Below are 20,758 nucleotides of genomic sequence, written 5' to 3' on the forward strand. Positions count from 1 at the left end.
ACTTGATGAACCAGCCAAGCGGCCTGAAGAATCTGCTGCGCGCGGCCGCGGGAGCCCTGCCGGTGGTGTCCCGCGGCGGCGGACTGCCCACCCGCACGGTCACCATCGAGGAACTGCCCATCGACCGCACGAACGTCGCCGAGTACGCGGCGGTGACCGGCCTGCGCTACGGCAACTGCGTGCCGCTGACCTACCCGTTCGCGCTGACCTTTCCGGCGCTGATGTCGCTGGTGACCGGGTTCGACTTTCCTTTCGCCGCAATGGGTTCGGTGCACACCGAAAACCACATCACCCAATACCGCCCCATCGCGGTCACCGACACCGTCGGCGTGCACGTGCACGCCGAGAACCTGCGCGAACACCGCAAAGGTCTGCTGGTCGACCTGGTGACCGATGTCAGCGTCGGCAACGACACCGCGTGGCACCAGGTCACGACCTTCCTGCACCAGCAACGCACCAGCCTGTCCGACGAACCCAAACCGCCCCCGCAGAAACAGCCCAAGCTGCCGCCACCGCCCACCGTGCTGCGCATCAGCCCGGGCCTGATCCGGCGCTACGCCGTCGTCGGGGGCGATCACAACCCGATACACACCAACCCGATCGCGGCCAAGCTGTTCGGATTCCCCACCGTGATCGCGCACGGAATGTTCAGCGCCGCGGCCGTATTGGCCAACATCGAGGCGGCCATCCCGGACGCGGCTCGGTACTCGGTGCGCTTCGGCAAGCCGCTGGTGCTGCCCGCGACGGCCGGTCTCTACATCGACGAAAACGACGACGGCTGGGACCTTTCGCTGCGCAACATCGCCAAGGGATACCCGCACCTGACCGGCACAGTCCGGCCGCTTTAGCTTCTACCGGTGGCGACCGGCTAGCCGGCGTGCGTCGAACCGCGCCCGCAGGCAAGCACTTTCAGCGCGTGGGCGGCGGTCGCGGTCAGCAGGAACAGCGCAAACAACCACAGCGGCGGGCGGGCGAGTTCCCACACGAAAATCGCCGCCCAGATCGGCGAGCCCTGGGTCACCGCGAGCACACCGGCGGCGCCGGCCAGCGACACCGCCGGCACGTGCAGGTGCGTCCCGCTCGCCCAGTTGATCGCCAGCACCAGCGCCGCCCCCGCCGCCGCGCCGGTGGCCAGCGACGGCGTCAGCAGCCCGCCCGTACCCCCGGCGCGCAGGAACAACGCTGTCAGAAGGGGTTTCAACGCCAGGATCGCCAGCGCGGACACCAGGGTCATGCCGCTGGCCAGGCTGACCGTCAGGATGCTGCGGCCGTTGCCGGGTAACTCGGGCCACCAATGCGAGCAGACGCCCATTACCAGGCCCGCCCCGGCCAGCGCCGGGATCAGCACCCAGCTTCGCACCGGGCGCGGCGGCCGCGCCGCGGCCATCAACCGGTTGAAGGCCCAGCCCGCCGCGAAAGCCACCGGCGCCAACAGCAATCCGTGCGCTGTCAACAGATAGGTCGATTCCTCGATCGGCCACTGCAGGTTGGGTTGATCGCGCGTGATGGCCGAGCCGATGGCGACCGCCAGGCCGGAGGACAGGAACGCCGCGCCCACCGCGCGCGGGTGCCAGGTGCCCAGCAAGATCCGGGTCGAGAAGAGCGCCCCGGCCAGCGGGACCGCATACACCGCGCCCAGCCCCGCCCCGGCCGCGCAGGCCAGCAGGATCTCACGGTCGCGCCCGGAGAGCCGCTTGAGCCATCCGGTTCCCAAATCGCTTAGAACCGCGGCGAATTGGCGTGGCGCCCCTTCCCTGCCGAGCGATGCTCCCGACCCGACGAGCACCACCTGCAGCATGGCGTCGATGCTCCACGAGAGCCGCGGCACGCGTTCTCGGCGGGCGATGGTTTCCGCCAGCGGCGGCACGTCCGTGCGGCGCCGCAGCAGCCACCACCCGAGCGCGGCCAACGCGGCGCCGATCATCGGGCCGACCACGCGGCGTATCGGGCTGCTGGCGGCGACCCCGGCCAGCAGGGTGCCGAAGCTGTAGTGGTAGGTCGCGTGCTGGACCGCCCGCAGCACGAGCGTCGTCGCCAACCCGGCGACGCCGGCCAGCAACCCGACGATGACGACCGCGCAAAAGAAGTCGAGGTTGCCGCGGTCCGTGCGGGCGACGGGCATCGGGGCCACCTGACGAAGGAGGGGTCTAGTCGCCGGCGGCGTCCGAGCCGTCCGACTGGGACCGGGCCGCTTCCCGCTCCTCCGGTGAGCCTTTGAGGCCGTACCAGAACAGGTCGATCATCAGCTGGGCCGCCTCGTCGACATCGATATCGCCGGTGGACAACCGATTGGCCACCGCCTCGCCGGCGCCCACCAGCGCCACGGCCATCATCTCGTGCTCGATGTCCGGCCGCGGCGCGCGGCTGCCGGCCCGCATCAGCCCGGCGACCAGGTCGATGATCTGCTCGCGTCCCTCGCGCACCATGTGGGCGAACGCCTGCGAGCTGGTGGCCTGGGTGTACATCACGATCCACGACGCCCGGTTCGCGTCGATGTAGCGCATGAACGACGCGATCGTGTTGCGCAGCATGTCATTCGGGCTCTGGCGAAAGTCGATGTCGGCGCGCAACACGTCGATGAACCGGGTCATTTCCCGGTTCAGGCAGGCACCGAACAGGTCCTCCTTGGAGCCGTAATACAGGTACAGCATGGGCTTGGAGATCTGCGCCTCGGCGGCGATGGCGTCCATCGAGGTCTCGTGGTAGCCGTTGACCGAGAACATCTGCACGGCGGCGTCGAGCATCTGCTGCTCGCGCACGGCGCGCGGTAATCGCTTGGTACCACCCGCCATCGCTCGCCTCTCTAGCCCGTCTATCTGACTCAAGAGTAAGCAATGCGGCCGGACCGCACAGCACTAGTGCCCACGGCGGCGACCCGCTTCGCCCGGGGTGGACTATGCGGCGACCCGCTTCGCCGGCCCCGCCGCGCCCCTCTTCGCCGCCGCGCCTCGGCCCGTCTTCGCCGCGCCTTGCCCCGTCTTCGCCTCGCCTTGGCCCGTCGAGTGTGAATCGTTGGCTTTCGGTGTGAATCTGCGGCGGCGACACGCCGATCGGGCGCGCCGCCACTGCACACTCAAAGCCGTCAGTTCACACTCAAGGTTGCGGCGGCCGGCTCACGCCGCGCTCGCGATCGCCGCTAGTGCCCGCAGGTCGGGCCGGGGCCCTTCATCTTCGCCACCCGCACCAGCGCCTCATCCACCCGTCGTGTCGGCAGTTCGCCTGAGGCGACGGCCTTTTGCAAGCGGTCCAGCACCGCGGGCACCTCGTCGGTGGTGACCCACAGCGCGACGTCGACGCCGGCCAACAGGCTGCGCAGCACCGCCTCCGACACCCCGTACCGGTCGGAGATGGCGGCCATGCTGGACAGGTCGTCGCTGAACACCGGGCCGGTGAACGGCGGACCCTTGTAGCCGACGCCGTTGCGCAACAATTGCACCGCCTCGGGGCTCAGGCTGGCGGGGACATCGCCGGTGAGGCCCGGGACCTGCAGGTGGCCCACCATCACCGCGACCGGCGCCGCGGCCACCAGCGACCGGTAGGGCACCAGGTCACTGGTCTGCAGGTCGGCGAGCGGCGGCGTGACTACCCCGCCGGTGTGCGAATCACCCGAGCCGTGCCCGTGCCCGGGGAAATGCTTGAGCACCGGCAGCAGCCCGGCGTCGCGGAGGCCCTGCGCGTACGCCCCGGCGTAGTCGGTCACCGTCTGCGGGTCCGCGCCGAAGGAACGGTTGCCGATGACGGCGTCGTCGTCCTCGTCGCTGACGTCGACCACGGGAGCGAAGTCGACGGTGATGCCCAGGTCGCGCATCTTGTGGCCGCGGTCGGCGGCCAAATCGTGGACCTGCTGGACGGTTTGTGTCTGCGCCAGCTCCCGGGCCGGCGGCGACGTGCCGATCAGGGTCTTCAGCCGCGACACCCGGCCACCCTCTTCGTCGACGCTGACCGCCAGCGGCAGCGGTCCCGCCTTGGCGCTGATGTCCGCCAACGGCCCCTGGAAGATCGTCAGGTCGGTCCAGCTGCCGATGAAGATCCCGCCGACGTGGTAGCCGTTGACGACGGCCCGGGCGTCATCGGCGTTCTTCACGCCCACCATCAGGAGTTGGGCCAGCTTGTCGCGGATGCCCAGCGCGGCCGGCACCGCCGCCGGGTCGGCGCACACCGGGGGCGCGGGCGCGGCCGCCGGCTTACTCGACGTCGACGAGTGGGCGGGTGGCGCGGGGTGGTGGCCGCAGCCGGCCACCAGCGCCGACGCGGCCGCAAGCACGGCGAAGGTGCGCGAAAATGCCATCGGGCCATGCTTTCACAGGGGGGCGTTTCGTCCCCGGCCCCAGGGGGCACAAGCGGTAGGTTGCCCATCAGGGGAGGTCAGCAGGCGATGAGCGGTTTCACGGTGGCGGCCGCGGCCAGCATCGCGGCGGGGTTGGCCGTCGGGATCGCGACGACGGTCGGCATCACGCTCGCGGTGGCCGACGACACCGCCGTCCGCGTGCAGGCGCCGGCGCGCCCGGCGTTGCCCTATCAGGTGCAATACGGCGACCGCTGTTTCCACGGACACTGTCTGCACTGGTGACGAGCGCTCGGTCGAACGCTCTTCTGCTAGGTTGGCGCTAGGTTGAAGTCACGACCGCAAGCCCCGCAATTACCCAGGAGCCGTCGATGAACCGGATCGTTGCGCCCGCCGCAGCGAGCGTTGTGGTTGGCCTGTTGCTCGGCGCGGCCGCGATCTTCGGGATCACGTTGATGGTCCAGCAAGACACGAAGCCGCCACTTCCCGGGGGCGATCCGCAGTCGTCAGTGCTCAACCGGGTCGAGTACGGCAACCGTAGCTAGCGGCGAGGTAGGGGCAGCGCGGCCGGAGCCCGCGGAGACGACCCTCACTTCGTCGGCTGTGTCGCGCCGCTGGTTGTGGTTGGTCGGCGCGATCGCGCTGGCGTTGACGTTCGCCCAGTCGCCGGGGCGGATCTCCCCCGACACGAAGCTCGACCTGACCGCCAACCCCCTGCGTTTTTTGGCGCGCGCGACCAACCTGTGGAACAGCGAGCTGCCGTTCGGGCAGGCGCAGAATCAGGCCTACGGCTACCTGTTTCCGCACGGCACCTTTTTCCTGATCGGTCACGCGCTGGGCGTGCCCGGCTGGATCACGCAGCGGCTGTGGTGGGCGCTGCTGCTCACGGCGGGCTTCTGGGGGCTGATGCGCGTCGCCGAGGCGCTGCGGATCGGCAGCCCGGCGTCGCGGGTGATCGCCGCGGCCGCGTTCGCGCTGTCGCCGCGGGTGCTGACCACCCTCGGATCGATCTCGTCGGAAACCTTGCCGATGATGCTGGCGCCCTGGGTGTTGCTGCCCACGATCCTCGCGTTGCGGGCGTCGACGGATCGGTCCGTGCGAGCGCTGGCCGCCCGGGCGGGCCTGGCCGTCGCGCTGATGGGCGCGGTCAACGCCATCGCGACACTGGCCGGCTGCCTGCCCGCGGTGATCTGGTGGGCATGCCACCGACCGAACCGGCGGTGGTGGCGTTACACCGGGTGGTGGCTGCTGGCGCTGCTGCTGGCCACGCTGTGGTGGGTGGTGGCGCTGGTGATGCTGCGCGCCATCAGCCCGCCGTTCCTGGACTTCATCGAATCCTCCGGTGTGACAACGCAATGGTCGTCACTGACCGAGATGTTGCGCGGGACCGACAGCTGGACCCCGTACGTGGCGCCCAACGCCACCGCGGGCGCCCCGCTGGTGACCGGATCGGCGGCCATCCTGGGCACCTGCCTGGTCGCCGCGGCCGGGCTGGCGGGGCTGGCCTCGGCCGCCATGCCGGCGCGTGGCCGCCTGGTCACGATGCTGTTGGTCGGGGCGGTCTTGATGGCCGTCGGCTACAGCGGCGGGCTGGGCTCTCCGGTGGCGCACGCGGTGCAGGCCTTCCTGGACGCCGGCGGCGCCCCGTTGCGCAACGTGCACAAGCTGGGGTCGGTGATCGGCATCCCGGTGGCGCTGGGCATCGCCCACCTGCTCGGCCGGATACCGCTGCCGGGCGCCGCCCCGACGCCGGTGTGGCTGCGCGCGTTCGCCCACCCGGAGCGCGACAGGCGGGTGGCGGCCGCGATGGTGGTCCTGACGGCGCTGATGGTCAGCACCTCGCTGGCGTGGACCGGTCGGCTGGCGCCGCCGGGGACGTTCACCGCCATCCCGCCGTATTGGCATGAGGCCGCCGACTGGCTCACCGAGCACAACACGGGCGCCCCCACACCCGGGCGGGTGCTCGTCGTGCCGGGGGCGCCGTTCGCCACGCAGGTGTGGGGCACCAGCCACGACGAGCCGCTGCAGGTGCTGGGCAGCAGCCCGTGGGGGGTGCGCGATTCGATCCCGCTGACCCCGCCGCAGACCATCCGGGCGCTGGATTCGGTGCAGCGCCTGTTCGCCGCCGGCCGGCCCTCGGCGGGATTGGCCGATACCCTTGCGCGCCAAGGTATTTCCTACCTTGCGGTGCGCAACGACCTGGATCCCGACACGTCGCGCTCGGCGCGCCCGATCCTGGTGCACCGCGCCGTGGACGGCTCGCCGGGGCTGCGGAAGGTGGCGCAGTTCGGCGCCCCGGTGGGCCCCGGAACGCTGGCCGGCTTCGTCGCCGACAGCGGGTTGCGGCCGCGCTACCCGGCGGTCGAGATCTACCGGGTCACCGGCGGCGGTGACGTCAGTGACCCCGCCGCGCCCTACCTCGTCGACGCCGACCGGCTGGCCCGCGTCGACGGCGGCCCGGAAGCGTTGCTGCGCCTGGACGAACGGCGGCGGCTGCTGGGCCAGCCGCCGCTCGGCCCGGCGCTGCTGACCGCCGACGCGGGCGCCGCCGGGCTGCCGCTGCCGCCGGGAGGCGGCGTGACCGTCACCGACACCCCGGTGACCCGGGAGACGGATTACGGTCGGGTGGACCAACATTCGTCGGCGATCCGGGCCCCCGGCGACGCGCGGCACACCTACAACCGGGTGCCGGACTATCCCGTCCCGGGCGCGGAGCCGGTGGCCGGCGCGTGGACCGGCGGGCGGATCACCGTGTCGAGCTCGTCGTCGGATTCCACCGCCATGCCCGACGTCGCCCCGGCGACCTCCCCGGCCGCCGCGATCGACGGGGACTCCGCGACCGCCTGGGTGTCCAACTCGCTGCAGGCCGCCGTCGGCCAGTGGATGCGGATCGATTTCGACCACCCCGTGACGAATGCGGCAATCACGTTGACCCCCAGTGCAACCGCCGTCGGCGCCCAGGTCCGCCGCATCCTGATCGAAACCGCCACCGGCAGCACCACGCTGCGGTTCGACGAGCCGGGCAAGCCGCTCGCCGCGGCGCTCCCCTACGGTGAAACGCCGTGGGTCCGGATCACCGCCGCGGGCACCGATGACGGGTCCGCCGGCGTGCAATTCGGCATCACCGACCTGACGATCACCCAGTACGACGCGTCCGGGTTCGCCCACCAGGTCGACCTGCGGCACACCGTGCGGGTGCCCGGGCCGCCCCCCGGCGCCCCGATCGCAGGGTGGGACCTGGGCTCGGAACTGCTCGGCAGGCCCGGCTGCGCCCCGGCGCCCGACACCGTGCGCTGCGCGCCGTCGATGGCGCTCACCCCGGAGGAGCCGGTCAACTTCAGCCGGACGTTGACCGTGCCGGCGCCGGTGTCGGTGACCCCGACGGTGTGGGTGCGGCCCCGGCAGGGCCCGAAGCTGGCCGCCCTGATCGCCGAGCCCGATGCGACTGTTGCCCAGGGTGATTCGGATGCGGTCGATGTGCTGGGCTCGGCCTACGCGGGCACCGACGGCGACCCGGCCACCGCCTGGACGGCGCCGCAGCGGGTGGTGCAGCACAAGACCCCGCCGACGCTGACGCTGAGGCTGCCTCGACCCACCGAGGTCACCGGGTTGCGGCTGGTGCCCAGCCGGGCGGCGCTGCCCGTGCGTCCGACGATGGTGGCCGTCAACCTCGGTGACGGCCCGCAAGTGGCGGCGGTCAAGGCCGATTCAGGCGGGGCGCAGACGCTCGCGCTGAAGCCCCGGGTGACCGACACGGTGACGCTCAGCCTGCTGGACTGGGACGACGTCATCGACCGCAACGCGTTGGGCTTCGACCAGCTCAAGCCGCCCGGGCTGGCCGAGGTGGCCGCGCTCGGCGCCGACGGCAACGCGATCGCGCCCGCCGACGCCGCCCGCAACCGCGGCCGGGAGATCTTCCTCGGGTGCGATCGCGGCCCGGTCATCGCGGTCGCGGGCCGGTTCGTGCACACCGCGATCCACACCACCGTCGGGGCGATACTTGACGATCAGCCCCTGGCTGCGGTGCCGTGCGACCGCGATCCGATCGCGCTGCCCGCCGGCGACCAGGAGCTGCTGATCAGCCCGGGGGCGCAGTTCGTCGTCGACGGGGCCCAACTGTCGACCTCGCGGGCCCCCGAAAGCGCGCGGGCCGAACGTCTTTCGTCCTGGCGGGCATGGGGACCGGCCCGGCGCGAGGTCCAGGCTCCCCCGTCGGCCACCCCCCGGGTGATGGTCATCCCGGAAAGCATCAACCCCGGCTGGGTGGCGCGCACCGGCAGCGGGGCCCGGCTGACGCCGATCGCCGTCAACGGCTGGCAGCAGGGGTGGGTGGTCCCCGCGGGCGACCCCGGCACCATCACGCTGACGTTCGCCTCCAACCCGCTCTACCGCGCGGGACTGGTGGTGGGACTGGCCTTGTTGCCGCTGCTGGCGCTGCTGGCGTTCTGGCGCACCCGAACCCGCGACGCGGGCGCCCCCACGCAACCATGGCGGCCCGGGGCATGGGCGGCGGTCCCGGCGCTGGCCGCCGGGGCGCTGATCGCCGGCGCCGGCGGCGTCGTCGTGATGGGCGCCGCCCTGGGGTTGCGCTACGCGCTGCGCGCCCGGCGCTGGGAACGCCTCGCCCTGGTGGGCAGCGCCGGCGGGCTGATTGTGGCGGGGGCGGCGTTGTCGCGCCAGCCCTGGCGCTCGGCGGACGGCTACGCGGGTCATTCGGCGAACGTCCAACTGCTGGCGCTGGTTTCGCTCGCGGTGCTGACCGCCTCGGTGATCGTCATGCCCGACCGGGAGCGCCGGTCCGGCGACGAATAGTGCCGAATAGTTTTGGCGCGTAGTGGCTACCCCCGTTTATCGGCTGATTGACTGGATATGCGGTCGGTGCGACAGCCGCCGATCGGGGAGTGAGCGCCATGACCTGGTTTTCCGCGCCCGAATACTGGGTGGGCAGACTGGTCCTCGAGCGCGGCGCCGCGGCGATCTATCTGCTGGCGTTCGTCGCGGCGGCCGCGCAATTCCGCGCACTCATCGGCGAACACGGGATGCTGCCCATTCCGCGGTTTGTGGCGGCGCAGTCGTTTTGGCGCACGCCGAGCATCTTTCATCTGCGCTACTCCGATCGGCTGTTCGCGGCGGTCGCCTGGTTCGGCGCGGCACTGTCGGCGGCCGTCGCCGCCGGCGCGGCCGACGCGGCGCCGCTGTGGGCCGCGATGGCGATGTGGCTCGTGCTGTGGGTGCTCTATCTCTCGATCGTGAACGTCGGGCAGACCTGGTACTCGTTCGGTTGGGAGTCGTTGCTTCTCGAGACCGGGTTTTTGATGATCTTTCTCGGCAACGAAGACGTGGCGCCCCCGGTGCTGACGTTGTGGATGGTCCGATTGCTGTTGTTCCGAGTCGAATTCGGTGCGGGGCTGATCAAGATGCGCGGCGATCCGTGCTGGCGCGACCTGACGTGTCTGTACTACCACCATGAGACGCAGCCCATGCCCGGGCCGCTGAGCTGGTTCTTCCACCACCTACCCAAACCGCTGCACCGGGTCGAGGTGGCGGGCAACCATTTCGCGCAGCTGATCGTGCCGTTCGGACTGTTCGCGCCGCAGCCGGTGGCCAGCGTGGCCGCGGCGATCATCGTCATCACGCAGCTGTGGCTGGTCGCGTCGGGCAACTTCGCCTGGCTGAACTGGGTGACGATTCTGTTGGCGTGCAGCGCCATCGACGACGCGTCGGTCGCGTCGCTGCTTCCCGGGGGGCTGGTCCCGGCGCACGACGGCCCGGCGGCGCCCGCGTGGTTTGCGGTCCTGGTTGCCGCGGTGTCGGCGGCGGTGCTGTTCATGAGCTACTGGCCGATACGGAACATGTTGTCGTCGCGCCAGCGAATGAACATGTCGTTCAACTCATTTCACTTGGTGAACACCTACGGGGCCTTCGGCAGCATCGGGCGGATCCGTCGGGAGGTGGTGATCGAGGGCACCGACGATGACCAGCTCAGCGACCAGACCGTCTGGCGGGAATATGAATTCAAAGGCAAGCCGGGTGGGCCGCGCCGGCTGCCGCGACAGTGGGCCCCCTATCATCTGCGCCTGGACTGGCTGATGTGGTTCGCCGCGATCTCGCCGGGCTACGCGCAGCCCTGGCTGCGGCCGTTCCTGCAGCGGCTGCTGCGCAACGACCGGCCGACCCTGCGTCTGTTGCGCCACAACCCGTTCCCGGATGCGCCACCGCGGTTTGTGCGCGCCCAGCTGTACCAGTACCGCTTCACCACCCCGGCCGAGCTGCGCCGCGACCGGGCGTGGTGGCATCGCGCCCTGGTGGGTGGCTATGCGCCGCCCATGACGTTGTCGACACCTACCACCACCAATTGAGGCCAATCTCGGCGTCACCGGTCGTATCGGCCAGGACGCGACGCAAGGCCGCGTGAACCCCCTCTAGGCGCGGTTGCGTTCACGGAAATTCAAACCGTTGTCCGCCCAACCGATCTGCCATAGCCTCGCCTTCCACAGCGCCGCAGCCTTGCCTGCGCGAATCCCGTGCCAACCGGCCCCGTCCCGGGTACCGCACCGACGTGCTCAGCCAGCTCGGTGTCCTGATCTGAGGAGCTCGATGTCGACACGACGCCATACCGCGCTACTGCTGGCTGCCATCGCTCTGCTGCTGCCGGCGTGCGTCTCCCGCCAACAGGCCGCCGGCCCCGGCGCGGTGCCGGACCGAGTTCCGCTGTCACAGCTGGCCGACCTGACTCTCAAGGTCGGCGATCAAAAGAGCGTTGGCACCGAAGCCATGCTGAGGGCCGCCGGCGAGCTGCAGAACCTTCCGTACCGGATCGAATTCTCCACCTTCACCTCGGGACCACCGATGGTCGAGGCCGCCGCCGCCGGCAAGATCGATTTCGCCATCACCGGTGACACCCCACCGATTTTCGGCGCGGTCGCCAACGCCCGCATCAAGGTGGTGTCCGCATTCGACGGTGGGGGCCCCGGCGATCAGATTCTGGTTCACGCCGATTCGCCTATTCACTCCGTCACCGACCTGCGAGGCAAAACCATCGCGCTGGCCAAGGGCAGTTCGGCGCACGCCAATGTGCTTGATCAGCTCGACAAGGCCGGACTCAAACCCGACGACGTCCACCTGGTGTTCCTGCAACCGGCCGACGCCCTGTCGGGATTCCGCAATGGCCAGGTCGACGCGTGGGCCGTGTGGGATCCCTATACCGCGCAGGCCGAACAGCAACTCCCGGTGCGGGGCCTGGTCACACGCAAGTACAAGTACTCGTTCGGGATCGCCTCCGACCAAACGCTGGCCGACGCCAAACGGAACACCGCCCTGGCGGATCTGCTGGCGCGATACACCCGAGCCGCGGTCTGGGCGCGCGAGCACCCGCAGGAGTGGGCCGCTCAGTACGCCGGGTCCGCCGGCATCGACCCCGCCGTCGCCGCCGTCGCGCAGGGGCGCACTCTGCGACAGCCGATCCCCCTCGACGACACCGTGATTGACGCCGAACAGCGCCTCACCGACCTACTGGCGGCGGCGGGCCAGATCAAGTCCGCACCGCGCTTCGGCAACTGGGTGGATCGTCGCTTTGCCGCCACCGCCGCCGAAACTCACTGACCCGCATGAGGTGGGACTTCTGATGACGAGGCCAGACCGCCCCGCGATAGTGGGCGCGGCAAGGCCGACGTAGTGGTGTTCGCATCGGTTGACGCCGCCGGGGCGGCCGGCTCAGGCACCGGAGGCTGTGGAGCGAAACAACATTCGCGGTCGTCGCTGCGCCGGTGATTCCGGGCCGCGACGGCGACGTCGTGTTGCCAGTGGACTCTGGTCAAGCGCACGCGGATGACCGCGCCCGGTGCGGGGCAGCGAATTTTGGATGGTGAGATTTTTATTGAGGAAACCCCCTGGCACGCTCATGTTTGCCGGGTGTTGATCGTGTTTTCACTCTGGGACGTGTACGAATTCGCCCGAGGTAGACGGGGCTATCGGCGCCTTGCCAATCAAACCGCTGCGTTGCAGGCCTTGCCATTCGAACGCGGTGTTCCCCCGGCGTCGGCCTGCATTTGCCACGAGCTCTTCGGGCAGAGCTGGCTAGTCTTCTGAGCACCCGAACATTTCAAGCAACTGGCATCCACTGGCGGGTGCCGACCGAAGTTGCTCAATGTTGTTGAAGACCAACCTTATCGGCAAGGACGAGCGCGGGGTCCGTGGTGTTCGCGGCCGGAGGCGGAGGAAACAAATGGAATTCGGAGCGTTACCGCCGGAGATCAACTCCGGCAGGATCTACTCAGGCCCCGGGCCGGCCCCGTTGTTGGCCGCCGCGGCCGCCTGGGACGGATTAGCGTCCGAATTACGCGCCACGGCAGCGTCTTACGGGTCCGTCGTCGCAGAGCTGAGAACCGCGTGGAATGGCCCCTCGTCGACGTCGATGGCGGCCGCGGCCGCGCCGTACGTCGCGTGGCTGATCGGCAGCGCCGCGCAGGCCGAGCAGTCGGCAAGTCAGGCGAAGGCGGCGGCGGGCGCGTACGAGGCCGTCTTCGCGGCCACGGTGCCGCCGCCGGTGATCGCGGCCAACCGGGCGTTGTTGGCGACACTGGTCGCGACCAACATCCTGGGCCAAAACACCCCGGCCATCGCGGCCACCGAGGCCCAGTACGCCGAGATGTGGGCCCAAGACGCGGCCGCGATGTATGGCTATGCGGGTTCCTCGGCGGCCGCGACTCAACTGGCACCGTTCACCACGCCGCCGACGACCACCGACGGCAGCGCGGAAACCAACCAGACCACCGCGGTCGCCGCCGCGACTCAGTCCTCGGCGAGCTCCAATGTGGAAACCGCGGTCTCCCAGGCGCTCTCGCAGGCCCCGGCCGCGGCACAAACCGCGGCGACGACGTCGCCGGGAATCTCGCTCGGTCTCGGGGAAGCCACGGGAGGCCTGAAAAGTTTCAACAGCTTCCTCAGCACCCTGACCGGGCCCTACTCGCCGCTCGGGGTCGCAGACGCGGGGAAGGGTTTTTATCAGCTTGCGCTCAACACCAAGGCGATGGGCGGCAACGTTCAAAGTGTCGACCCCACACTGCATCCCAAGGGTCTCCATGGGGTTCTGGCCCCGTTGCTGCACAGCGATCTGCTGACCGGCGCCACCTCCTTTCAGGCACCGAGTGCGGGAACGGTGTCGGCGGCGGTGGGTCGTGCCGGTGTGGTCGGATCGTTGTCGGTTCCCGCGAACTGGGCCTCGGCCGCGCCCGCGATCAGGACCCTGGCCGCCGAGCTGCCCGAGACGATGCTGGACGCCGCACCCGCGATGACGATGAACCCCGGCCAGGGCCTGTTCGGCCCCACCGCCTTGTCGAGCCTGGCCGGACGCGCCGTCGGGGGCAGCGCCACCCGCGCGGTGGCCGGGCCGGCGGTCCGGGTGCCCGGGGCGGTGGCCGTTGATGACATCGCCACCACCTCCACGGTCATCGTGATCCCGCCGAACCCGAAATAAGGAAAGGCACCGCCATGGTTTTCACCGATTTCGCAGCGCTCCCACCAGAGGTCATCTCCATCCAGCTCTACGCCGGCCCCGGCGCGGCGCCCATGCTGTCCGCGGCCGCCGCATGGCAGGCGCTGGCCGCCGAATTGCATTCCACCGCATCCTCGTACGGCGCGGCGATCTCCGAACTCATCGGCGAGGACTGGCAGGGCCCGTCGTCGGACTCCATGGCGTCCGCCGCGGCACCGTACGTGAACTGGATCTCGACCACGGCGGGCCTCGCTGAGCAGACTGCCGCCCAAGCCCAAGCCGCGGCTGCCGCCTATGAGGCCGCGCTGGCCTCCGTCGTCCCGCCCGCGCTGATCGCCGCCAACCGCACCCAGCTGGCAGCGCTGCAGGCGACCAACCTGTTGGGGCAAAACGGCGCGGCGATCGCGGCCACCGAAGCCGAATACGCCCAGATGTGGTCCCAAGACGTCACCGCGATGTTCGGCTACGCCGCCGCCTCCCAGTCCGCCGGGGAGCTGGCGCCGTTCGAGCAGGCGCCCGCTGTCAGCAAGGACACCGGGTCGGCGGCTCAGGCGAGCACCACGGCCGCCGCGGCGTCGAGCTCGTCGTCCTCGTGGACGCAACAGCTGCAGGACTACATCAACTCGCTTACCACGGGATACACCCAATCGTGGCAGAAGCTGATCGAGGGCATGACCGGCAGTAAGGAGGTCGCGCCGCTGTGGGAGGCGCTGTTCTCCAGCGTCAAGGGCGTCGGCGGGCAGGCCACCTGGACCAACGTCGTCGGCGCCAGTGGCGGCCTGGGCGTCTCGGAATGGAAGGGGGCCTTCGTCTATGCCCCCTGGAGCGCCGGCTTGCCCAAAGCTTCGCTGGGCGCGGGTCTGGCCTCCCCCGGAGGCCTTGGCGCCGGCGTCCCGGTGCGTCCCGTATCGGCGGTGCTGGGCACCGCGCCGACCGTGGGAAAGCTGTCGGTGCCCTCGAGCTGGGCCACCGCCGCCCCCGCCATCCGGCTGGCCTCCACCGCACTGCCGGCCACCAGCGCGGCCGCGGCCGCCGCGGCGGGTTTCCCGGCCGAGCTGGTCAACGACGCCACCCTGGGCAGCCTGGCCGGCGGCGCACTCGGCGGCCCCGCCGCCCGCGTCATCAACACCACCACCGGGATCCAGACCCGCGCGATCGCCGGCCAGCGCCGCACCCAACCGGTCAAACTCGACCGCATCATCGCCCAACTACAAGAAATGCCCGACCAGGTGCAGCACTGGAACGTCGACGAGTCCGGCCTCGACGACCTGGTCGCCCAACTCAGAACCACACCCGGAGTGCACGCCGTGCACGTCAACGACGAACCGACGCCCGCCGCCGCACACCCCGAATCCCAGCTGGGATAACCACACCGAAGGAGGCTCCATGACACGGCTGCTCGCGCTTCTCACCGTATCGCTGGGCATCACGCTCGCGGCACCCGCACACGCCACGCCGGGCGAGGACGAGGCACCCGCCGACGACAACAACGGATCCTTCCTGTCCGACCTCCACACCGTCGGGATCAGCTTCAAGGACCCCGGCCAGGCCGTCGCCGCGGGAAAGTCGGTGTGCGGCATGATCACTCGCGGCGTATCCGGCCTGCAACTCCTCACCGACATACGCGACAACAACCCCGCCCTGACCACCCACGGCGCCGCCCAATTCGCCACGATATCGGCGAAGGCCTACTGCCCCGGACAACTCGAAGAGAGCAAGGGCAAAGGCGGGGGCTGAGCGCCAACTGGCCGATGCCCGCGACTACTTCTGGTAGGACAGCGCCCCGGTGCCCGCGAGCCTGCCGCCCTCGACGATCAGGTACTCCGGACGGATCGGCGTGCCGGCCAACCAGCTTTCCAGGATCTCCCGGGTGCCGGCCGCGTAGCGCGCCTGCGCCGACAGGGTCGTCCCCGAAACATGCGGCGTCATCGCGTTATTCGGCATCGTCCGCCACGGATGGGCGACCGGCGGGGGCTGCGGGTACCACACGTCGCCGGCGTAACCGCCGAGTTGCCCGCTGCGCAGCGCGTCGGCGATCGCTTCCGGGACGGTCTCCTCGGCGCGGGCGGTGTTGACGATGTAGGAGCCACGCCGCATCGTCGAGATCAGCTTCTCGTCGAACATCGCGCGGGTGTCCGCGTACAGCGGCGAGTGGATCGAGACCACGTCGACCGCCCGCACCAGCTCCTGCACCGTGGGATGGAACGTCACGTTCAGTTCCTTTTCGACCTCCGGTGCCAACCGGCGGGTGTCGGTGTAGTGCAGGTTGACGTCGAACGGCGCCAACCGGCGCAGCACCGCACGCCCGATCCGTCCGGCGGCGATCACACCCACGTCCATGCCCTCGAGGTCGTAAGCGCGCTCGACGCAGTCGGCGATGTTCCAGCCGCCCTCGACGGCCCACCGGTGGGACGGGACGAAATTGCGGACCAGTGCCAGGATCTGCATCACCGCGTGCTCGGCGACGCTGATGCTGTTGCTGTAGGTCACTTCGGCCACGGTGATCCCGCGCTCCTTGGCCGCATCCAGATCCACGTGGTCCGAGCCGATGCCGGCGGTCAGGGCCAGCTTGAGCTTGGGCGCCTTGGCGATGCGCTCCTTGGTCAGGTAGGCCGGCCAAAACGGTTGCGAGATCACGATTTCGGCGTCGGGCAACGCGCGTTCGAACTCCGAGTCGGGTCCGTCCTTGTCCGACGTCACCACCAGTTCGTGGCCCGCGTCTTCGAAAAACTTGCGCAGCCCGAGGGCGCCCGACACGCAGCCAAGCAACTCACCGGGCGTGAAATCGATCGTTGACGGAGTCGGCACGGTGCTGCCGTCGGGATATCCGTGGATCGTCGGGATGCTGTCGCGCGCGTAGGCCGGCGGGTATCCGTCGACGGGGTCGGGATAAAGCACCATCACACACTTGGCCATTGAATTCTCCTTAACTGGCGATCAACCCCAGTCTCACGGCGCGGCCACGGGCTGTCCAAGACGCGATTCCGACTGGCTGATAGGCGACGCCGATCAGTGGAGACGGGGGCTAGGACCGCTCGGAGAGCGTGGCGCCGATGCGGGCCTCGCGCGCGGTCCGCCGCAACGCCCGCGCCAGCAACGAACCCGGCTCGGCCCGGTTGGTGACCAACGCGATCAGCGCGGTGACCGAGGGCCGGCGCAGTCGCAGCACGCTGGCCCCGGCGGGGATGCCCAGGGTGTGGATCCACGGTTGGGGCACGATGCTCGCCCACCGGCCGGTGCGCACGTGCGCGAACAACGCTGCCACGGAGTCGGTTTCCAGCTGCGGTGTCACCTCGAGGCCGTGGGTGGCCAACGCGTCGTCGATGACCCGGCGCCCGCGCATGCCCTGGGTGAGCAGGCACAGCGGCAGCTGCACGGCATCCGACCACGCGATGGTGTCCGACTCGCCGCCCAGCAGCTCGGCGGCGGCGATGAGCACCGGTTGTTCGTGGTAGAGCGGGGTGACCAGCAGGTCGGCCGTGTCCTGTTGGTCCGGATAGAGGATGCCGGCGTCCAATTCGAACTTGCGGACGCGTTCGACGATGCCGGCCGATCGCAGATTGACCTCGAGCCGGACCCGCACCAGGGGATGCGCGGCACAGAACGGATCCGTAAGCAGCGCAACGGTGGTCGATGCGGCCGGGACCACCCCCAGCCGCAACTCGCCGGTCAGCCCGGCCTGCAGCGCGGTGACCTCCCGTTTGAGCGAGTCGCGGTCGGCCAGGATGCGCCGCGCCCAGGGCACCAGCCGCTCGCCTTCGGGGGTGAGGCCTTCGAACCGCTGCCCCCGCCGCACCAGCGGGACGTTGAGTTCGGATTCGAGCTTGCGGATGGCCTCCGACAGCGCGGGCTGCGACACGTAGCACGCCCGCGCGGCGCGCGCGAAGTGGCGCTCTTGCGCGAGCGCGACGAAGTACTCCAGCTGACGAAACAGCATGCGCCCATTCGACCACGCGCACGGTTACTCGTCGCAGTGGTGGGGGAACCCACGCAGCGAACCACAACGCACGCGAAGGAGGCGCACGGTGGCCAAACAGTTCGAGGTCGGGGACCACGTCCGATGGAATTCGGAAGCCGGTCACGTCAGCGGCATCGTGGTCAAGAAGCACACCCGCGACACCGAGTACAAGGGCCACAAACGGCACTGCACGAAAGACGACCCGCAATACGAGATCAGAAGCGACAAAACCGACCACATCGCGATGCACAAGGGCGACGCCCTGGAGAAGATCGACTAGGACACGCCGCGACACCACCATGAGCGACGACGGCGAGATCTGGACGATCGGGCATTGGACATGCCCGGTGCCCACCTTCCTGGAACCCCTCGATCAGGCCCGCATCGACCTGCTCGTCGACGTGCGCGCCCAGCCCGGCTCGCGACGCAATCCCCAGTTCCGCAGTGCGGAGATGGCGCGCTGGCTCGGCGACGCCGGCATCGGCTACCTCCACCTTCCCGCGCTCGGGGGACGACGCGGCCGGCAAAGCGTCGACCCCACCATCAACGCGGGCTGGCAGAACGCCAGCTTCAAGAATTACGCCGATTACACCCTCACCGACGAATACCAGCGCGGCCTGGCGGAACTGATCACGCTCGCCCGCTCCCACCGCGTGGCGATCATGTGCGGTGAGCCCGTGCCGTGGCGATGCCATCGGCAATTGATCGCGAACAGCCTTGTCGCCCAGGGCTGGACGGTATGGCACCTCATCAGCGGATCCGCGCCGCGTGAGCATCGACTCGGACAATGGGGCGCCACACCCGTCGTCGACGAGCGCGGGCGGGTGACGTACCCGGCGGACGCCGGCGGTGCCTGAATAACACACTGAGGCAACGGGTTTGGCACGCGGCAGCGCCGTGAGCTAGTCAGCGCTTGCCGCGACCACCACACAGCACCGGCCCGGCGTCGGCTGCAGCCGGGCATCCAGGCAACGCGGGGTCATCGCGTCCACCATCCCGTTGATCAGCGCGTGGTTCATGCCGCAGGCCAATTCGGTCTGTTCCTGAGCCAGCGCATGGAACGGGCAGTTGACCAGATACACGCCGTCGTCGTCGTGACCCGGTTCATAGCCATACTCCCGCAACAAGCTGGCCACCAGTTTCAGCGCCGCACGCGCGTCGGCCGGCCGCCGGCGGGCCGCGCTCAGCGCGCTCTCCGCGATGCTCCGGCCGTAGTCGTGGGCGTTGCGGTGCAACACCTCTACGACGGGCGCGCCGCTCTGCTGGGATTGGACGATGGCCCGGCCCATCAGCCGCCCGGCCAACTCGTACTGACGTTGCGGCAAACTCACGGCGATGTCGCGACGGACACGTCGGTACAGCTTCGAGGTGCGCCCCGCTCCCGGGCCGGTCCGGCCGGTCAACCGGGCGTAGTCACATTCCAGCAGGCCTTCGGCCGTCAGCCGGTCGAGATGAAACTTCGCCTGGTGCCGGGCGATTCCCACCACTTCGGCCGCCTGATCGCGGCTCACCGGTCCGGGCTGCGAACACACAAACTGATACAGCTCGTAGCGCACGGGGTCGGCGAGGGCGCCGATTCCGGCGGCATCGCGTTGCAGTTGGTCCATCGCGCCCACTTCTAAATCACAAAAGTCTTGACGTTACAGCGAATAATTTCTAAAGTTTAATTACTTATCTGTTAGTTTTCAGGAGCCGCCATGGTCACCTTGCCAACCAGCGCCGCCCACATCCATCGGTTCGACGATCAGGCTACCCGCGCGCATCGCCGACCACGATGCGATATCGCCGTGGTAAAGCGCCCGGTGTCGTGAAGCACTTTGTGCTCCGGACCGCCGCGCGGTCGGCCACCTGGACCATCGGGCTGGCGCTGGCGGCGAGGACCGTTCCCCACGTTGTGCTGACGGCATCGGGCCTCATCGTTGCCGTGGTGTTCTTCTCGGTAACGCAGACGACCCTGTCGGTGAAGATCTTGAAATTGCCCCATGGATACGCGTCGCTGCTGCTGGGCTGCACCGGCCTGACCCTGACCATCGGCGCGATGAGCCTGGCTTCGGTGTCGACGCACGGACTCAGCATCTACGGCGGCGCATCGTGGCTCGCCGCGACGGTCATGGTCTGGCTCGTGACGACGATCGGCGCGATCCTGCTGTTCGACGTCTACGTTCCCCGTGATATCGGCTTCCCCAAAGTTGCCGAGTCACTGCGGAATTGACCGACGAGAGGGAACCATGGGAGACACACATCACGACCCGACCGATCGTCATCGGACGGCACACCCACGCGCCGGTCTCACGATGAAGGACAACTTCTTTTGGCCCGGGTTCATTCTGCTGGGGGTCGCATTGTGCGGCATCATCGCCAGCTTGGCCGTCGCCGCCTACCAGCATTACGAATGGCTCAGCACGGTGGCGATCATCGCGCTACTCGCCACCGTCGCCGCAACCTTGTGGTTCGTTGTGGAACTTCGCCGGGTCACGCTGTTGGAGAATCAACAAGACGGGTAACGGGACGCGCCGATCCCGTTGGCGAGCCGGCCATTTCAGGCCGTCAGGCGGGGCCGTAGCCGCGATGCGGTGATATCCGCCCCGGCGGCGAGGGCGTCGATCAGCGCATCGGCGAAGTCCACCAGCCCGGCCGCATCAACGGCGTGCGGCGCCGGCCGATCCTGCTGCGCCAGATGGGCGCGGGCACGGCTGAGCAGCGTGGTCGCACCCTTGACGTTGCCACGCTGCGCGTGGGTGATCCCCACCGCGAGCTGCGTCAGGCCTTGCCACAGGGCCTGCTCGTCGGCCGGTCCGTTCTTCCAGGCGGCCTCGAGCACCTCATGGGCGTTGAAGGCGAGGCCTCGGTCCAGCAGATCCTGGGCGTATGCCAGCGTCTCGACCGGCGCCAGCGCCAGGTCGTCCGGAATGCGTGGAACGCCTTCGCTGCCCGGCGGCAGGGGCCGGCCCAGGGCGTCGCGGGGTCGGGCGCTGCGCGGCCGGCCCGATTCGTCGCGATCACGCTCGGTCATCGGCAATGG

At 69.5% G+C, this 20,758-nt stretch carries 20 protein-coding genes; 13 read left to right on the top strand and 7 right to left on the bottom strand.

The genetic code is table 11. The features are described 5' to 3' along the window. Positions 1 to 5 precede the first annotated feature (5 nt). A complete protein-coding gene (locus tag OCQ_RS24005; RefSeq protein WP_008261782.1) occupies positions 6 to 848 on the top strand; it encodes a MaoC/PaaZ C-terminal domain-containing protein in 843 nt (280 codons plus the stop codon). A 20-nt stretch (positions 849 to 868) separates the two neighbouring features. On the opposite strand, the gene OCQ_RS24010 is transcribed toward OCQ_RS24005, so the two are convergent. From OCQ_RS24010 to OCQ_RS24020, 3 genes are all read right to left on the bottom strand, one after another. Then, positions 869 to 2,122: a chloride channel protein gene (locus OCQ_RS24010; protein WP_008261783.1), complete on the bottom strand. Its 1,254-nt coding sequence runs from the start codon at positions 2,120 to 2,122 to the stop codon at positions 869 to 871. A 25-nt stretch (positions 2,123 to 2,147) separates the two neighbouring features. Continuing rightward, complete coding sequence (locus OCQ_RS24015; protein WP_008261784.1) at positions 2,148 to 2,792, bottom strand: TetR/AcrR family transcriptional regulator; 645 nt, start codon at positions 2,790 to 2,792, stop codon at positions 2,148 to 2,150. Between the two features lie 344 nt (positions 2,793 to 3,136). Continuing rightward, the gene (locus OCQ_RS24020; protein WP_014385987.1) at positions 3,137 to 4,288 is read right to left on the bottom strand and encodes a glycoside hydrolase family 3 N-terminal domain-containing protein; all 1,152 of its coding nucleotides are present in this window, start codon (positions 4,286 to 4,288) and stop codon (positions 3,137 to 3,139) included. Positions 4,289 to 4,375: 87 nt separating this feature from the next. Here OCQ_RS24020 and OCQ_RS24025 point away from each other — a divergent pair, with 87 nt between their 5' ends. From OCQ_RS24025 to OCQ_RS24055, 8 genes are all read left to right on the top strand, one after another. Then, positions 4,376 to 4,570, top strand: a complete 195-nt coding sequence (locus tag OCQ_RS24025) for a DUF2613 family protein (protein WP_014385988.1) — start codon at positions 4,376 to 4,378, stop codon at positions 4,568 to 4,570. Positions 4,571 to 4,656: 86 nt separating this feature from the next. Continuing rightward, entirely contained in the window at positions 4,657 to 4,830 is a 174-nt protein-coding gene (locus tag OCQ_RS26365) for a DUF2613 domain-containing protein (RefSeq protein WP_007769006.1), read from the top strand. Positions 4,831 to 4,888: 58 nt separating this feature from the next. Next, entirely contained in the window at positions 4,889 to 9,097 is a 4,209-nt protein-coding gene (locus OCQ_RS24030) for an alpha-(1->3)-arabinofuranosyltransferase domain-containing protein (protein ID WP_014385989.1), read from the top strand. Between the two features lie 98 nt (positions 9,098 to 9,195). Then, positions 9,196 to 10,644 carry a lipase maturation factor family protein gene (locus OCQ_RS24035; RefSeq protein ID WP_008261794.1) on the top strand — a complete coding sequence of 483 codons (1,449 nt, stop codon included), beginning with the start codon at positions 9,196 to 9,198 and terminating at the stop codon, positions 10,642 to 10,644. Between the two features lie 238 nt (positions 10,645 to 10,882). Then, the gene (locus tag OCQ_RS24040; RefSeq protein ID WP_008261807.1) at positions 10,883 to 11,887 is read left to right on the top strand and encodes an ABC transporter substrate-binding protein; all 1,005 of its coding nucleotides are present in this window, start codon (positions 10,883 to 10,885) and stop codon (positions 11,885 to 11,887) included. 622 nt (positions 11,888 to 12,509) lie between these two features. Then, on the top strand, positions 12,510 to 13,760 hold the full coding sequence (locus tag OCQ_RS24045; RefSeq protein WP_008261808.1) for a PPE family protein: 1,251 nt from the start codon (positions 12,510 to 12,512) through the stop codon (positions 13,758 to 13,760). Between the two features lie 14 nt (positions 13,761 to 13,774). Continuing rightward, positions 13,775 to 15,145 (top strand): PPE family protein, encoded by a 1,371-nt coding sequence (locus tag OCQ_RS24050; protein WP_008261809.1) that lies wholly within the window; start codon positions 13,775 to 13,777, stop codon positions 15,143 to 15,145. 19 nt (positions 15,146 to 15,164) lie between these two features. Further along, positions 15,165 to 15,515: a DUF732 domain-containing protein gene (locus tag OCQ_RS24055; RefSeq protein WP_008261810.1), complete on the top strand. Its 351-nt coding sequence runs from the start codon at positions 15,165 to 15,167 to the stop codon at positions 15,513 to 15,515. Between the two features lie 24 nt (positions 15,516 to 15,539). Here OCQ_RS24055 and OCQ_RS24060 read toward each other — a convergent pair whose 3' ends face one another. After that, a complete protein-coding gene (locus OCQ_RS24060; protein ID WP_008261811.1) occupies positions 15,540 to 16,694 on the bottom strand; it encodes an NAD-dependent formate dehydrogenase in 1,155 nt (384 codons plus the stop codon). Positions 16,695 to 16,803: 109 nt separating this feature from the next. Continuing rightward, positions 16,804 to 17,715, bottom strand: coding sequence for a LysR family transcriptional regulator (locus OCQ_RS24065; protein ID WP_008261812.1), 912 nt, complete (start codon positions 17,713 to 17,715; stop codon positions 16,804 to 16,806). 88 nt (positions 17,716 to 17,803) lie between these two features. Here OCQ_RS24065 and OCQ_RS24070 point away from each other — a divergent pair, with 88 nt between their 5' ends. Together OCQ_RS24070 and OCQ_RS24075 are read left to right on the top strand one after the other, a co-directional pair. After that, positions 17,804 to 18,016: a hypervirulence associated TUDOR domain-containing protein gene (locus OCQ_RS24070; RefSeq protein ID WP_008261813.1), complete on the top strand. Its 213-nt coding sequence runs from the start codon at positions 17,804 to 17,806 to the stop codon at positions 18,014 to 18,016. Between the two features lie 19 nt (positions 18,017 to 18,035). Next, positions 18,036 to 18,593: a DUF488 domain-containing protein gene (locus OCQ_RS24075; RefSeq protein WP_014385992.1), complete on the top strand. Its 558-nt coding sequence runs from the start codon at positions 18,036 to 18,038 to the stop codon at positions 18,591 to 18,593. Between the two features lie 45 nt (positions 18,594 to 18,638). Here OCQ_RS24075 and OCQ_RS24080 read toward each other — a convergent pair whose 3' ends face one another. Beyond that, on the bottom strand, positions 18,639 to 19,343 hold the full coding sequence (locus tag OCQ_RS24080) for a helix-turn-helix transcriptional regulator (protein ID WP_008261816.1): 705 nt from the start codon (positions 19,341 to 19,343) through the stop codon (positions 18,639 to 18,641). A gap of 167 nt (positions 19,344 to 19,510) precedes the next feature. On the opposite strand from OCQ_RS24080, the gene OCQ_RS24085 reads away from it, so the two are divergent. Both OCQ_RS24085 and usfY read left to right on the top strand, forming a co-directional pair. Next, positions 19,511 to 19,948, top strand: a complete 438-nt coding sequence (locus OCQ_RS24085; RefSeq protein ID WP_225331558.1) for a hypothetical protein — start codon at positions 19,511 to 19,513, stop codon at positions 19,946 to 19,948. Between the two features lie 16 nt (positions 19,949 to 19,964). Beyond that, on the top strand, positions 19,965 to 20,240 hold the full coding sequence (gene usfY / locus OCQ_RS24090) for a protein UsfY (protein ID WP_008261820.1): 276 nt from the start codon (positions 19,965 to 19,967) through the stop codon (positions 20,238 to 20,240). Positions 20,241 to 20,275: 35 nt separating this feature from the next. Here the strand turns inward: usfY and OCQ_RS24095 are convergent, their stop codons facing one another. Continuing rightward, complete coding sequence (locus tag OCQ_RS24095) at positions 20,276 to 20,749, bottom strand: DUF309 domain-containing protein (protein ID WP_008261822.1); 474 nt, start codon at positions 20,747 to 20,749, stop codon at positions 20,276 to 20,278. Positions 20,750 to 20,758: the final 9 nt, after the last annotated feature.

Source organism: Mycobacterium paraintracellulare (assembly GCF_000276825.1).
Lineage (GTDB): Bacteria > Actinomycetota > Actinomycetes > Mycobacteriales > Mycobacteriaceae > Mycobacterium > Mycobacterium intracellulare.